7 protein-coding genes are annotated in these 16,061 nt (G+C 40.9%); 4 read left to right on the forward strand and 3 right to left on the reverse strand.

Annotation, left to right across the window (positions count from 1 at the left end):
• Positions 1 to 13 precede the first annotated feature (13 nt).
• Positions 14 to 676, reverse strand: a complete 663-nt coding sequence (gene pgmB / locus BUA16_RS10820) for a beta-phosphoglucomutase (protein ID WP_072764768.1) — start codon at positions 674 to 676, stop codon at positions 14 to 16.
• Positions 677 to 681: 5 nt separating this feature from the next.
• Entirely contained in the window at positions 682 to 1,701 is a 1,020-nt protein-coding gene (locus BUA16_RS10825) for a LacI family DNA-binding transcriptional regulator (RefSeq protein WP_072764769.1), read from the reverse strand.
• 377 nt (positions 1,702 to 2,078) lie between these two features.
• Between BUA16_RS10825 and BUA16_RS10830 the strand changes: the two genes are divergently transcribed.
• Positions 2,079 to 5,183 (forward strand): SusC/RagA family TonB-linked outer membrane protein, encoded by a 3,105-nt coding sequence (locus BUA16_RS10830; protein ID WP_072764770.1) that lies wholly within the window; start codon positions 2,079 to 2,081, stop codon positions 5,181 to 5,183.
• Positions 5,184 to 5,195: 12 nt separating this feature from the next.
• Positions 5,196 to 6,770, forward strand: coding sequence for a RagB/SusD family nutrient uptake outer membrane protein (locus BUA16_RS10835; protein ID WP_072764771.1), 1,575 nt, complete (start codon positions 5,196 to 5,198; stop codon positions 6,768 to 6,770).
• Positions 6,771 to 7,356: 586 nt separating this feature from the next.
• Here BUA16_RS10835 and BUA16_RS10845 read toward each other — a convergent pair.
• Positions 7,357 to 8,937, reverse strand: coding sequence for a solute:sodium symporter family transporter (locus BUA16_RS10845; RefSeq protein ID WP_072764773.1), 1,581 nt, complete (start codon positions 8,935 to 8,937; stop codon positions 7,357 to 7,359).
• Between the two features lie 525 nt (positions 8,938 to 9,462).
• On the opposite strand from BUA16_RS10845, the gene BUA16_RS10850 reads away from it, so the two are divergent.
• Positions 9,463 to 12,810 (forward strand): VCBS repeat-containing protein, encoded by a 3,348-nt coding sequence (locus BUA16_RS10850; protein ID WP_072764774.1) that lies wholly within the window; start codon positions 9,463 to 9,465, stop codon positions 12,808 to 12,810.
• Positions 12,803 to 16,060, forward strand: coding sequence for a VCBS repeat-containing protein (locus tag BUA16_RS10855; RefSeq protein ID WP_072764775.1), 3,258 nt, complete (start codon positions 12,803 to 12,805; stop codon positions 16,058 to 16,060). Before BUA16_RS10850 ends, BUA16_RS10855 begins: the two co-directional genes overlap by 8 nt.
• The last annotated feature ends 1 nt before the right edge of the window (position 16,061 follow it).

The raw sequence follows: 16,061 nt of genomic DNA on the forward strand, positions 1-16,061 counted from the left end.
TAAAAATAGTGTTTCAGGGGGTTGGTTTCATCAACTGATCCAAGAACTGTAGGGTTATTTCCGTAAAATCATTAAAAACATAGTGCGCTTCATTCAGCACTTCCTTTTCCCCAATCCCTATACTGACCATTCCCGCAGTATTTGCAGCTTGTATTCCGGCGACGGCATCTTCAAAAACCACGCAGTGCTGTGGTGCTAGCCCCAGTTGTTTTGCGGCCTTCAAGAACACCTCCGGATCTGGCTTTGCTTTGGTCACTTGGTTGCCATCTATAATAATGTCAAAATATTCCTTTAAATGCACCTTTTCTAAAATTGGGACAGCATTTTTACTTGCCGAGCCCAATGCCAAGGGGATGTTCATTTTTTTCAGATACTCTAAAACCTTGGGTACCTCTGGTAAAATCTCTGTGGCATCCATATGGGCTATATACGCTAGGTAATCCGTGTTTTTCTCTACCATCCAGGTATTAAACTGCTCTTCAGAGGCCGTAATGCCCCCTATCTGCAATAAGATTTCCAAACAGCGTTTACGGCTTACACCCTTAAACATTTCGTTTTGTTCCTGGGTAAATTCGAATCCTAGTTCGTTGGCCAGCTTTTTCCAAGCTAAATAATGGTACTTTGCGGTGTCGACAATAACTCCGTCCAAATCGAATATAAAACCGCATTGTGCCATCCTAGTTAATTATTGGTTGATCCTCTAGCCACTATGGTCGTATCTAAAACAGTGGTCGTATACGTTTCTTCCTCTTTTTCACTCTCTATTTTTTCGATAAGCATTTCGGCCGCTATTGCTCCCATTTTTTCTCCGTGTTGAGAAACAGCGGTTAACCCCGGAGTAGAATATTTAGACAAAATACCATCGGTAAAACCAATAAACGATATGTCTTTAGGAATACTTAAGCCTTTGCTTTGCACGTGACGCATACTGTGGATGGCATAGATTTCGTTGACGCATAATACGGCATCGATCTTTTCCCTATCTAAAAATTCATTGATCGCTAATTCATCGACATCCATAAAGGGTAATTTCAGCACAAGGTTTTCCCTATAGGGCAGGTTATGGTCTAAAAGAGCTTGCTTATACCCTTTGGCTCTTTCCCTACTGACACTATAATAATCCTCTGTGGTAATCAAGGCAATTTGTTTTCTTCCATCCTCAATGAACTTGGTCACTGCTTTGTAAGCCCCCTCCATATCATTGATCACTACCTTGTCACATTCAATCTCATCGGTAATCCTGTCAAACAAGACCAAGGGAATGCCCTGCTCGGCTACTTCCTTTAAGTGATTGTAATCGTTCTTTATTTGTGTTTCGGCAGACAAGGCCATAATAAACCCATCGATACTGCCATTGGCCAACAGTTCCATGTTGATAACCTCCTTATCGAAAGATTCATCAGACATGCATAAAATAACATTATAGCCTTTGGCATTCGCATAATTTTCTATTCCCCTAAAAACGGTGGTAAAAAAATGATGTACAATATCCGGAATGATGACCCCTATATTCTTGGTGCGTCTGTTCTTTAAACTAATGGCGATATTGTTGGGCTTATAGTTGTATAATTTTGCAAAGGCCTGAATTTTATCCTTGGTATCCTTACTTATTTCCTCACTATTCTTTAATGCCTTGGAAACAGTAGAGATAGATACACTAAGTTCCCTTGCTATATGCTTAAGAGTTATTTTTTGTTTCAAAGTAGATTTCCCTGTTTAAAATAAATGAATTAAAAATAATGCTAAAAATACGAAACAAATAACACTCCCTTCGTTTCCTCCAAAAAAAGCACAAAAAATTAAAACAAAACAAAATAGTACAATAGTTCGTCAAAATAATACACAACTTAAAATATCGTATATTTATATTATATTTAATATATTTGACAAATAAACACTAAATTTTATCAATTTTACATGTATAATATACACTTATTAAAATATATGTAATTTTTATAAAAGTTATTAACACGAAACCGTTTTCGAAGGGTAAAAACCCAAATAAAACGGCTGTCCGGTTTTTTTATCGCTACTTTTAAACATAATTCAACAAAAACTCAACCTTAAAATAACCATTTATGAAGAACTCAATTCTCAAAAGCTTATGGTTTCTTGGAGCATTTTTATGTTTCAGTGGCGCCTATGCTCAGACGGTTTCCGGAACGGTAACTGATGCCAGTGGCCCGATACCTGGGGTAAACATCCTGGAAAAAGGAACAACCAACGGGACACAAACAGATTTTGACGGAAACTACACCATCAGTAACCTGGCCGATGGTGCTGTTTTGGTTTATAGTTTTATCGGTTATAAAACTCAGGAGGTTAACTATACCGGGCAAGCTACCATCAATGTATTTTTTGAAGAAGATGCCCAAGCTTTGGAGGAAGTCGTCATCATAGGGTATGGTACTACCACGGTAAAAGATGCCACGGGGTCGGTAGCCTCCGTAAGTTCGGAGGATTTCAACTCTGGGGTAATTTCATCGCCCGAACAACTTATACAGGGAAAAACGGCAGGGGTACAAATAGCCCAGGGCAGTGGAGAACCAGGTTCCGGTGTTGCCATTAGAATTCGAGGTACTTCCTCGGTAAGATCCAACAACAATCCGCTTTTTGTTGTCGACGGGGTTCCGCTTCCCAGTGGGGATTCATCCTCCGAAGGAACTAACATTGGCGTAGGAACTAGTGCGGCCCGAAACCCACTTAGCTTTTTAAATCCCAATGATATCGAAAGCATGAGTATTTTAAAAGATGCTTCTGCCACTGCTATTTACGGCTCGAGGGGTGCCAACGGAGTGGTTATAATAACAACTAAAAGCGGTAGAACGGGAGGTCAAAAAGGAATTTGGGAATTTTCCACGGATGTGAGCTTTTCCAAACCTTCCAATAGTTTCGACCTATTGAATAGAAGTGAGTACCTCAATGCGGTACAGGCTTTTGGAGGTTCTGCGACCGATTTCGGAAATAATACGGATTGGCAATCCCTAGTGACCCGAAACTCGTCCTCAACAAACAATAACCTGGCCTACTCCCAAAATTACGGCAGTGGAAATGTAAGGGCCACCTTAAATTATGGCAACCAGTTTGGTATCGTCCCTAAATCTTCCCAAGAACGTATTACAGGACGTATTAATCTCTCGCAACGCGTTTTTGATGACAAATTAAAGTTAAATCTACAGAGCACCCTTTCTAGAATTAACGATGAGGCGCCCCCATTAAGTGGAAGTGCAGGGTCTACAGGAGATTTGTTAGGAGCAGCCTATTCTGCCAATCCTACTTGGCCCGCCAACACTACCTTTAACCCGGGCGATAGGATTAACCCTTTAAACCTATTGGAAAACTGGCAAAGTTTAACCCACACTGACCGTTTCTTAGTGAATTTCTCGGCAGATTATGATATCGTTCAAGATTTAAATGCCAAGGTAACCCTAGGATACGACCTTTCGGAATCGACCCGTGAAGCATCGCTATCTTCCCAATCCTTTAATGTTGGCCGTGGTGCCGGTGGTAATGGTAGAGGAGCTCTTAACGACCTTACCAATGAGAACCGTTTGGTAGAATTCACCTTAAACTACAAAAAGGAGTTTAGCAATTCTGTATTAGATGCTCTTGCAGGCTTCTCTTATCAGGATTTTAATACTAGAGGTAGAAACATAGAAGGTTGGGGATATAGCACTATTAACCTTAATCACATGTCCAGGGATTTATCGAGCGCCGCCGACATCTTAGAATCGAAGATTATAGGACCATACCAACAATACGGTTTTGATACAGGCGAAGATTTATTTGTCAATAGGCTTTTCCCGACCACCACTACCGATTTCCTTGGCAACGCCAATATTCCCGTAAAATCTGTTTTCGCAGATACTTTTAACAATACGGACGAACTACAATCGTTTTTTACAAGGATAAATTACACCATTGCTAACAAATATTTATTTACGGCCACTGTTAGAGCCGATGGATCTTCCCGTTTTGGGACCAATAATCAATACGGATATTTTCCTTCGGCGGCTTTTGCCTGGAAAATTAACGAGGAAGATTTTATAGGGGATGCGGTTTCTACTTTAAAAGTTCGGTTGAGTTACGGTCTCACCGGAAACCAGGACGGTTTGGGCTATGGGCGTTTTGTACGAAGAGAACGTTATTCTGGCGGAAGCGTCTCCGACGGGGGGTCTATTAATGTCCCGGGGATTACTACGGTAGAATTTGCCAATCCAGATTTAAAATGGGAAGAAACAACCCAGTATACGGCAGGGATCGATTTCGGTTTTAGCAACGACCGTTTAAATGGTAGTGTAGATGTGTACCGAAAGGAGACAAGAGATCTTTTACTGAATATAGAAGCAGCACAGCCTTCTCCCCAACCGACATTTTTTCAAAATCTAGATGCCTTGGTTCTAAACGAAGGAGTAGAATTCGCTCTTAATTATGACATATTACAAGGGGACGATTTTGGCTGGAGTGCTGGTTTTAACGTTGCCTATAACAAAAACGAAATTCAGGATTTTGCCGGACAAATTGCCGCAGGAACTATTCGTGGTGCCGGTTTAACCAATGCCTTTGCTCAGCGATTGGCCTCTGGCCAGCCCCTATTTTCCTTTTATTTGAGAGAATTTGTAGGCTTTGACGAGAACGGAAACCCGATTCATGAGGGAGGAAATGACAACCAAAAGTTTGTCGGCAAAAGTGCCCTTCCCGATGTCACCGGAGGATTTTCTACCAGTGCCAATTATAAAAATTGGTCTGCGTCCCTTTATTTCAACGGTCAATTTGGAAACTATATCTACAATAATACGGCCAACGCTTATTTCACCGCAGGTGCTATTGGAAGTGGCAATAACGTAACCAAGGATGTGGTTAGTCTTGCCGGGCAAGAAGGCAGGTTTGCAGAAGCCTCTGTATCGACAAGGTTCCTGGAAAAAGGAGATTTCGTCCGTTTACAAACAGCTTCTATAGGCTATAACGTCCCTTTATCTGGCGAAGGATTATTTAAAACAATGAGACTAAACCTTACTGGCCAAAATCTTTTTGTGATCACCGACTATAGCGGACTAGATCCGGAGGTTAGTGTTGTCCCTGCAGGTAATGACCTATTAAATGGTTTGCCAATTGCCGGAATAGACTATAGTGCTTTTCCAAGGCCACGAACTTTTACCTTAGGATTTAACGTAACTTTTTAAAAAGCTCTAACTATGAAATTTAATTTATATATCAAATACGGTCTTTTATCCATTGGGATACTGACAGCTTCTATTTCTTGTACCAATCTAGAAATTGAAGCTTCCGATTCTATCGTCAGTAAAGAAAGTACTGATGGCGGATTCACCGGTTTGGCAGATCCTGCCTCTTCTTTAAGCGATCTTTACAATAAGGTTGGAGGCGATTTCCAAACACAGGAAAACATGTATGCCTTAGAACAGGTTACTACAGATGAACTTCTAATTCCGACCAGAGGAACGGATTGGGGCGACAATGGCGTTTGGCGACAACTACATACCCATACTTGGACCTCCTCGCATTTATTCATAAAAAATGCATGGAATGCCCTAAACCAAAATGTATTTAGGGCTACCGAAATTATTGAAAGTAACCCGAGTGCCCAAGTATTGGCAGAAGCTAAATTTCTAAGAGCTTTTAATATGTTCTTTGTGATGGACCTTTTTGGCTCTGTCCCTTTTAGGGAAGTAGACGAAGGACCTAGTATCAATCCTAAAGTACTAAGCAGAACCGAAGCCTATACCTTTATAGAAACGGATTTAACGGATGCAATGGCCGATTTGGCCAATGGCAGTCCAGGTACCGCCAATACCAGCAAGGCAACCAAAGCAGCGGCGCATTTCTTAATAGCAAAGCTTTATTTAAATGCCCATATCTATAATGGAAGCGGAACTCCTGACAATGCCGATATGCAAAAAGTGATCGATGCCGTTGATGCTATTAAGGCATTGGGATTTGATATTCAAAGTGGTTATTTTCAAATCTTTGAGCCTACCGATGATTCTGAAACCATTTTACACTTAAACAGTGAGGTGGCCGCGAGAATATGGAACACGCTTCACTACAACCAAAATTCTCCCGATAATACCGGTGGAGGATGGAACGGTTTTTCTACCCTAGCCGATTTTTACGACACCTTTGTTGGGGACCCTAACAGTAACTATGTGGGCGATGGCCAAGAAGAGCGAAGAGGATTTGTACCAGATGCTACTACGGCAAACGATCAAAACTTGGGTATTGGTTACGGATTCCTAATTAACCAACAATACGATTCGGATGGAAGTGCATTAAAAAATAGACAGGGCGGGCCCCTTTCTTTTTCCAAGGAAATTGCTTCTTTGGTGGGGAACTCTGAAGAGACAGGAATGCGGGTTATAAAATACCATCCCTTTGATCCTACCGATACCGATAACCAAAACAATTCCTTTCGAAAACACCAGATCATCTATCGCTATGCCGATGCACATTTGATGAAGGCCGAGGCCATCATGCGAATGGGAGGAGATCCTACCGCCCTAGTCAATGAACTACGCGCTAAGAGAGCGGATACTCCTGCCCTACCTTCGGTAACTGAAGATATCTTACTAGAGGAAAGAGGAAGGGAACTTTATATTGAATTCTGGAGAAGAAATGATTTGGTAAGGTTTGGCAAATTTACGGCTCCATGGTCCCTAAAAGAAGTCAGTGGCGACACTAAGGTGAACCTATTTCCGATTCCGGAAACAGCCTTATTGTCTAACCCTAACTTAATTCAGAACGAAGGGTATTAAAAGTAGATGATTTATAACACAAAAAGGATGAAGCGACCAAGTTGAACAGGTTATTTTTTCACAAGAGTCGAAAAAGCCTTATTTACCGATACGACGGCTGATTAAAATACCTCATAAAATCCAATAAAAACGGGCTGCCCTAAAAAGGTAGCCCGTTTGTTTTTTTGATTGTTCATTAAGCATCGCCAAGCGAAATTCGACTATTCCAGATAAGGACCTATAACTTAAGATGCCAATTCCTTTATTAGAAATCCGCCTTTTTTTTAAAATAGACCTGAAAGGAAGGGTTTTAGGCCGTACCTCCACTTTCCTTGCTTCAAAACCAACACAGCATATTTTAAGAAGGACCCGACTATTGTGAAGGACCACACATAATCTGGTGACGAATCAGCAAAACACATCCTAGTTTCAATTCCGTTTATTTTGCGTTAGGGACCGCGGCGGCATCCCCGAAGCAGCGCAAGGGATACAGCCAAGGGCCCGCCCGACGGAAGGAGGGAACGCCCAAATAATTCACCTGCCACCTATGCAAAACAACAAAGGGTGCCTTTTGCAAGACACCCTTTGTTATAGGTACACAATCTTATTATTGCGCAAAATAAATATAAATCCCTACTACCAACAAGCAGATGGCAATTCCGACTTGTTTTACGTACTTGTAGGGCTCTATAGAAACCTGCTTGGTATATTCTAGTTCAAAATCTTTTTCCCTAGGCATAAATTTCCCGATGACCAACATAATGATGATATTCAGGACAAACAGTATAGCCATCACGTGTAAAAAATGTGGGTATTCATCATACCTTGGCTTTAAAATAAACTGACTGATTATATACAGTAAAGAACCCGAGATAATTCCGATTTTAGCGGCGATTGCGGGCACTCTTTTGGTCAGGTACCCCACCACGATAATGGTCAAAATTGGTATACTGTATATTCCGTTTACTTCTTGTAAGTACGCGAACAAACTTCCGGCATTGGCGATTAACGGCGCAATCATCATGGCTGCTATGGCCAATACAATCCCAAACATTTTCCCGTATTTCACTACTGTTTTCTCCGTAGCTTCAGGATTAATGTGTTGTTTATAGATATCGATCCCAAATAAGGTTACCGAAGAGTTTAGCACACTATTAAACGAACTTAAAATAGCTCCGAATAAAACTGCCGCAAAAAATCCGACCAAATATTCCGGTAAAACAGCATTGACCAAGGCAGGGTATGCCTGATCTGGAACCTCTAGCTCTCCCTTGAACAAATGGTACGCGATAATCCCGGGAAGCACCACAATTAACGGGCCTAAAATCTTTAAAAAGGAGGCCAACAACAACCCTTTCTGACCTTCTTTAAGGTTCTTTGCTCCTAAAGCACGCTGAATAATTTGTTGGTTGGTTCCCCAGTAAAACAATTGTACCAGCATCATTCCTGTAAATATGGTTGAAAAAGGCACTGAATTTTCCGGACCTCCTATGGATACGAATTTATTCGGATTTTCATCGACCAATATATTTAGTCCATCGAAAATACTTCCATCACCGATTGCCAACAACCCGAATACCGGAATTAAAAGTCCGCCTAAAAGCAATCCTATAGCATTTATACTATCTGATACTGCCACTGCCTTCAACCCTCCAAATACCGCATATATAGAACCTATTATCCCTATTCCCCAAACACAAATGGTTAAGGCGGCCGTATCGGACACCCCGAGCATGGTGGAAACATCGAACATAGTACTAATAGCTACTGCTCCGGAATACAGAATTACAGGTAATAGCACCACCACATAACCTGTTAAAAACAAGGCCGAGGTAATGGTTTTTGTCGAAGTATCGTAACGCTTCTCTAAAAATTGAGGAACCGTTGTAATTCCGCCCTTTAAGTATCTGGGCAATAAAAATATTGCGGTAACGACCATGGCAATAGCTGCCAAAGTTTCCCAGGCCATTACCGACAGCCCTTCGGTATAAGCCTGTCCATTTAGCCCAACTATTTGCTCTGTAGACAAATTCGTTAACAATAAAGATCCTGCAATTACCCCTGCAGTTAAACTTCTGCCACCTAAAAAATAGCCATCGGAGGAATTTTCGTCTGTTTTTCTGGTAGCTAAATAAGCTATTATGGCCACAAGGATTGTGAAGCCGGCAAAAGAAAGAATTCCCAACATTATATCTTAAGTTTTTTTGGTTGTAGCCGATAAATATATTGGATTATTTATTAATAGAAGTCAACCTATTTAATTTTCTGACAATTTCGTTTAAAATTTAACGGCATTAGCCTTAAAACACAAGATTATCAACAGGATAATTAACATCCCTTGGTTTCCATATTCACTTTACTTTAACTATATTACACATGTCTTTGGACCGCCGTAATTATGGCAAAAACAAAGAATTATGAAATAGCTAACACCAACCAAAACATGCCAAAAAAAGATACTTTCAAACGTACATCCAATGTGCCCATATGGGGAAAGCTCATTCGTGTAAAAACAAAATTCTGCAAGAAAACATAGCGCTTCTATACCCTACAAAGCATTAACATAACCAACACCATTTTTCATTCAAGACCGCAGTCTTCAAAAAAGTCAAGGTCCGTTGTTCCTTGCGCTAGCAACTTATTGGAAACAAACCAATAATATCACCGGCGATTTTAATATTGCGGTCACTCTAAAAAAGAAGGATCAAAAAATATGACAATATTTAAAGTAAAAAATATAGCAATCCTATGTACCATTGCTTTAGTAAGTTCTTGTTCCCCAAAAAAAGAAGCAGAAACGGCTCCGGAAAAAACCTTATTTTCCTTACTGCCCTCTGAAAGAACGGGAATAGACTTTATAAATGAGGTGGTTAACCAAAAAGATTTCAATATTTTTAAATACCGGAATTTTTATAACGGTGGTGGTGTAGCCATTGGCGACATTAACAACGATGGACTTCCTGACATATATCTCACTGCCAATATGGGCCCTAACAAACTTTATTTGAACAAGGGCAATTTAGAATTTGAGGATATCTCCGAAAAGGCCGGGGTTAGCGGTAACAAACCATGGTCTACCGGGGTGGTTATGGTCGATATTAACGGGGACGGCCTTTTAGACCTATATGTCAGCAACGCCGGGAATATGGAAGGCAACAACCACGATAATGACCTTTACATTAATAATGGAGACCTTACTTTTACGGAAAGTGCCGAAGCCTATAACTTGGCCAAAACCGGATTTTCTACCCATGCATCTTTCTTTGATTATGACAAAGACGGCGATTTGGATGTATACATCCTAAACAACAGCAATATTCCCGTAAGTAGTTTGGGCTATGCCGAACAACGAGACATTAGGGCTCAGGACTGGGAAGGAGTACCCAAAATTTTTAGGGGCGTTGGAGATATGCTACTGAGAAACGACGATGGCAAGTTTGTAGATGTCAGTGAAGAAGCCGGAATTTATGGCAGTCTTATTGGTTTTGGGCTTGGTGTAATGGTGAGTGATGTCAATGGAGACCTTTACCCGGACATTTATGTATCCAATGATTTTTATGAGCGAGACTACCTATATATCAACCAGCAAGACGGCACCTTTGAGGAAGAAATAAAGGATTGGACCTCCCACCTGTGTTTATCGGCTATGGGAGTAGATATGGCCGATATTAATAACGACGGAAAAAGCGATATTTTTATTACAGATATGTTACCCGAGGGAGACCAGCGTGTAAAATCTGTCATGGAATTTGAAGGTTATAATATATTTAAATTAAAGCAGAGCAAGGATTTTTTCCAGCAATACATTCAAAACACCTTGCAGTTGAATAATGGCAACAACAGCTTTTCCGAAGTGGCTTATTTTAGTGGCGTTGCAAAGACCGACTGGAGTTGGGCCGGACTTTTATTTGATATGGACAATGATGGTTTACGCGATATTTATGTGACCAACGGCATTAACCATGACCTTACAGATCTAGATTTTGTAGACTTTTTTGCCAACGAAATCATCCAAAAAATGGCGCTGACCGGGAAAAAGCAATCCATTGATTCTATTATCAATAAAATGCCTTCTGAGCCACAACCCAATTACGCTTTTAGAAACAACGGGGACATTACCTTTAGCAATGAAACCAAAAATTGGGGACTCGAGATTCCAAGTTTCTCCAATGGCGCTGCATATGCAGATTTGGATAATGACGGAGACCTAGATCTTGTGGTAAACAACGTGAATATGCAGGCCTTTATTTTTGAAAATAACAGTGAAAAATTTAGCAAAAACAACTATATCAAGGTACAATTAAAAGGCACTGCCCCCAACACTTTTGCCATAGGAGCAACGGTTAAACTATATCATAAAAAAGAAGTTATCGTTCAAGAGCTAATTCCTTCTCGAGGGTTTCAATCGTCCATGGATTATATTATGACCATAGGTTTAGGCCAACGACAAATAATAGATTCCCTACGGGTAATTTGGCCCGATGACCAAACCCAAATACTAGATTCACTTGGGGTGAACCAAGTACTGGTTTTACATCAACCGGAAGCCCAGGGTCTGTATAAACCCATTAAAAACACTCCTAAGGAAACTTTGCTAACCGAATTGAATACCACTAGCCTTCTATCGCATACGGAAAACACTTATAACGATTTTGACTACGAGGGCCTCATTTCTAAAATGCTTTCCCAAGAAGGTCCGGCCTTGGCGGTCTCCGATATCAATGCCGATGGGCATGAGGATGTTTTTATTGGAGGTGGTGCTAGTGCCAGTGCGGTAATTTATAGGCATAGCGGCAAGGGAAAGTTAACGCCCACCAAGCAGATTGCCTTGGAAAAAGATGCCGTATTTGAAGATACCGCGGCTGCCTTTTTGGATGTTGACGGGGATGGGGATATGGATTTATTGGTAGGCAGTAGTGGCAACCAGACCGGTGCCGAAAAATCGTATGGAACCCGACTGTACCTCAACAATGGGCAGGGGATGTTTACGGCTTCTTCCAACACCTTGCCAAGCGTTTACAACAACATATCTGTCATTGCCCCGTATGATTTTGACGGAGATGGCGATATGGATGTATTTATAGGTTCTAGAAGCGTAGTTGGCAACTATGGTATAGAACCTGAACATTTATTTTTAGAAAACAAAGGTGATGGAACTTTTGTAGACGCTACGGAACGTTTGGCCTTTGACACCAAAAAAGCAGGGCTTGTTACCGATGCCATTTGGACAGATATAGATGGTGACCAGAAGAAAGACCTAGTAACTGTTTCTGAATGGGGATCGGCAACGGTGTACAGGAATACGGGAAGACGGTTGGTCCTAATGCCCACTAGCTTAGATAGTTTACCGGGCTGGTGGAATGCTATTGAAGCTGCTGACTTGGATAATGACGGGGACATAGATCTTATTTTAGGTAATCAGGGGAGCAATGTTCCCTATGCCGCTTCAACGGAAAACCCCATGAAATTGTGGATCAACGATTTTGACGATAACGGCACCATTGAACAAATTATGTCCCAAAATTTCGATGGCAAAGATTATCCCATCCATCAGAAAAAAGAACTGACCAACCAGATCGTATCCTTAAAAAAGCAAAACTTAAAAGCTTCGGAATACGCCAAAAGGACGGTAGAAGAATTGTTTCCTCCAGAGAAAATACGGCAAACCATTGTAAAGAAGGCAAGCATCCAAGAATCGGTCATTGCCATCAATGAAGGCCAGGGACAATTTGTTCTTAAAAAACTTCCCAATCGGGTTCAATTTTCTTGTGTCTGTGGAATTTACTGTACCGACATTAATAACGATGGACATTTGGATATCATTATGGGGGGCAACAATTTTGCCTTTAAACCTCAGTATTCCCGTTTAGACGCTAACTATGGCAACATCCTTTTAGGCGATGGAAAACTAAATTTTGAATGGCAAAATTATGATGAAAGCGGCTTTTTTATCAAGGATGAGATTAAACACCTGCAAATGTTTAAGGACAAACAAGGCAAGCGATTTATCATTACGGCTATCAACAATAATCAACCTAAGATTTTTTCATTAAATGATTAAACACTTACTCTTTATATTATCTATAATGCTCCTTGGGAGCTGCGGTCAAAAGCAGGGGCGTCTTTTTAGCAATCCCGGTCCTGAAGAAACGGGTATCGATTTTCAAAATACCCTTACCCCTACCGAGGATCTTAATATTTTAGACTACCTATATTTTTATAATGGTGGCGGAGTAGCCATAGGCGATATTAATGGCGATGGGCTACCCGACATATTTTTTTCTGGCAATCAGGTGAAAAACAAATTGTACCTCAATGAAGGGAGTTTAAAATTCGAGGATATTTCTGCCACTTCGGGCATCGAAGGCAATAGCTCTTGGAACACCGGTGCCGTCATGGGCGATGTGAACGGGGATGGCCTTTTAGATATTTATGTATGCGCCGTAGTAGGAATCAACGGATTTTACGGACACAATGAACTTTTTATAAATAATGGCGACAATACCTTTACCGAAAGTTCGAAAAAATACGGTCTAGATTTTGAAAACTTTAGTAGTACCGCCGCTTTTATAGATTATGATTTGGATGGAGATCTGGATATCTATTTGCTGAATCATGCGGTACATACCCAGGCCTCTTTTGGCAAAGCCGATATAAGAAAAAACAGAGATCCACAAACCGGTGATAAGCTCTTGCGTAATGATAACGGCATTTTTACCGATGTAAGCGAAGAAGCAGGAATTTACGGTGGGGTAAATGGCTATGGATTAGGGATTTCGGTAGCCGATTTTAACCAGGACGGCTATCCCGACCTTTATATTGGCAACGATTTCCATGAAGACGACTACTTTTACCTGAACAATGGCGATGGCACCTTTACAGAACAATTACGCACCTATTTTGGGCATACGAGCAGGTTTTCTATGGGCAATGATGCCGCAGACATCAATCATGATGGTTGGCCAGACCTCCTTACCCTGGACATGCTTCCGGAAGATGAAACCGTTCTTAAATCATCGGATGGGGACGACCTTACCCAAACCCAAAATTTAAAGGTAGATCGGTATGGATACCATTATCAGTTTTCTAGAAATATGCTCTTTGTAAACCAACAGAACAAAGCTTTTACAGAAACGGCGCTTCTCAGCGGAGTGGCTGCCACAGATTGGAGCTGGAGCGCCCTTTTGGGGGATTATGATATGGACGGAAAACAAGACATCTTTATTTCTAACGGCATTCCTAAAAGACCCAACGATCTCGATTTTATAAAGTTTGCCTCTAGCGAGCAAATCAGAACTAAAATGAACAATACCAAGCTCGTAGACCAGCAAGCGTTTGATTTAATGCCATCGGGGAAAGTGCATAATTATATTTTTAAAGGCGAGGAAGGTTTAAAGTTTAACAACGAATCTGGGCATTGGACCATCAAAGACTCCCTTATTTCTGGAGCAACCGCCTATGCCGATTTGGACAATGATGGCGATCTGGACCTTGTGATCAATAACATTAATAGTACGGCTAGCTTGTATGTCAACAAAACCGATGACAAGGCTAATTACCTTAAGCTAAATTTTAAGTATACGGATAAAAACAAATTCGGCATAGGGACGAAGGCATTCTCTTATCACAAGGGAAGGCTTCAATACAAGGAGTTATATACGGTGAGAGGGTTTCAGGCATCGTCGGAGCCGATGATTCACTTTGGTTATGGTCAAGAAAAATTCATAGATTCAATTAAGATAGTATGGCCTAATAAGACCTATCAGGTATTAAAAAAAGTAGCTACCAATCAATATCTCACCCTCTCTCCCAAAGGCACCAACGCTTTTAACTATGATTCTTTGAAGAAAGACACAAGGAACATTTTTAAAAGAACCACGGATAATTTAGGCATTAATTTTACCCATGAAGAAGACCACTATTTAGATGTGAATCGTCAAAAATTAATTCCTTATCAGATATCCGATCGGGGTCCGGCTGTCGCTATTGGGGACCTTAACAATGATGGTAAAAAAGATATTTTCTTTGGAGGTTCCAAATACATTCCATCCAGAATATTTTTGCAAAAAGACAGCACCTATGTAGAAACCGCCATTCCGTCCATTGCAAAAGACTCTATTAAAGAAGATATCAGTGCCATCATTGCCGATTTTGACAAGGACGGCCTAAACGATCTTTTTATCGGTACGGGCGGAGGCGATTTTTATGACCAAATGCCCCCCCTAACGGATAGTTATTACCGCCAAGAGAAGGATACTTTTACAGAGATGCCCCTATCCTCCTATTTTGAAAATGCCGGTATTCTTCGGGAATATGATTTTGACGGCGATGGCGACCTGGATGTTTTTGTGGGCAACCATGCAGTGACCAATGATTTTGGAAAAATTCCAAATTCTTTTTTATTACGGAATCAAGGGGGGACTTTTTCTATGGTGCCCAATGCGGAATTGCAAGGTGCCGGGATGATTACGGATGCTGTTTGGAGCGATTTTGATGGGGACGGTATCAAGGACCTTATCCTTGTAGGGGAATGGATGTCTCCTAAATTTTTTAGGAACAACAATGGGGATTTATCAGAACATTTCACCTTGGAACAAGCTTATACCGGGCTATGGCAGAGTATTGTTCCTTTTGATATTGACCGCGACGGCACTATGGATTATCTGTTGGGCAATTGGGGTACCAATACCAAACTAAGTGCCTCTATGAAATATCCCTTAAAGATGTACTATTCAGATTTTGATAACAATGGCAGTACCGAAACTATTTTGGCCATGGCAAAAAATGGCAGCTATTATACCTTGGACGGCTTAGACGAGCTATCGTCCCAATTGGTAAGTCTCCGAAAAAAATTCACCAATTATAAGGAATTTGCAGGAAAACCAATTTCCGAAATCTTAGGGGAACCAGCCTTACAAAAAGCCACCTTATTGGAAGTAAATACCCTCGCATCTGGCTATTTAAAAAATAAAGGTGGTAAATTTACCTTTGTTCCCTTTTCCACACCCCTACAATTAGCTCCTATACAGGCATTTTTGGAGTATGATTTTGATGGGGACGGAAGTACAGAGGTTTTGGCCGCTGGTAATTATTTTGGGGTAAAACCATACCATGGTCGCTTCGATTCTTTTCCGGGAGCCTTGATTAAAGCAGAAAAGGACGTAATTTTAGGCAATAAGATAGGATTAGACCTAGAACACAAAAGCGCAAGGCACCTCAAAATTATTTATATGGGGGAAAAACCCTTTCTGCTTGTAACATATAATAATGATCGTTCCCAAGTATATGCCTTGGAAAATAATAACAACTAAA

Source organism: Arenibacter nanhaiticus (assembly GCF_900141935.1).
Taxonomy (GTDB): Bacteria; Bacteroidota; Bacteroidia; order Flavobacteriales; family Flavobacteriaceae; genus Arenibacter; species Arenibacter nanhaiticus.

Bases quoted from the DNA above. Each gene is read 5' to 3' on its own strand.
- BUA16_RS10845 (WP_072764773.1), bottom strand. From the start codon at position 8,937: ATGTTGGGAATTCTTTCTTTTGCCGGCTTCACAATCCTTGTGGCCATA.
- pgmB (WP_072764768.1), bottom strand. From the start codon at position 676: ATGGCACAATGCGGTTTTATATTCGATTTGGACGGAGTTATTGTCGAC.
- BUA16_RS10830 (WP_072764770.1), top strand. From the start codon at position 2,079: ATGAAGAACTCAATTCTCAAAAGCTTATGGTTTCTTGGAGCATTTTTA.
- BUA16_RS10855 (WP_072764775.1), top strand. From the start codon at position 12,803: ATGATTAAACACTTACTCTTTATATTATCTATAATGCTCCTTGGGAGC.
- BUA16_RS10835 (WP_072764771.1), top strand. From the start codon at position 5,196: ATGAAATTTAATTTATATATCAAATACGGTCTTTTATCCATTGGGATA.
- BUA16_RS10850 (WP_072764774.1), top strand. From the start codon at position 9,463: ATGACAATATTTAAAGTAAAAAATATAGCAATCCTATGTACCATTGCT.